The 238-nt window shown below is 55.0% G+C and carries 1 pseudogene; it reads right to left on the bottom strand.

Annotation, left to right across the window (positions count from 1 at the left end):
* Positions 1-238, bottom strand: a pseudogene (locus tag JWG43_RS21265) (ISNCY family transposase); the annotation flags it as partial.

The following is a 238-nucleotide window of genomic DNA, read 5'->3' as shown; positions in this document are numbered from 1 at the left end:
TGCTTGCGTCCTTGGATGTGGAATGCTTGAGCCGCTGTACCTTGGAGTACTGCTTCTTGAATTGCCGCTGGTGGTACTTGTGCTGCCGCCATCCCGGCAGGTTGTACATTCCGGCCAGTATCACGCATATTTCGATGACCTTACGGATGGCGTCCAGCAGGAGGTTTATGTCGGTGGGAAAATGGACATCTGTTTCCACCACAAAGGAGTCACAGCGGCCGACGATGCCCTCTTCGGG

It is taken from the genome of Desulfobulbus alkaliphilus, from assembly GCF_016918545.1.
Classification (GTDB): Bacteria; Desulfobacterota; Desulfobulbia; order Desulfobulbales; family Desulfobulbaceae; genus Desulfobulbus; species Desulfobulbus alkaliphilus.
The sequence above is the reverse complement of the archived record's forward strand: the minus strand, read 5'-3'. Positions and strand labels throughout refer to the sequence as shown.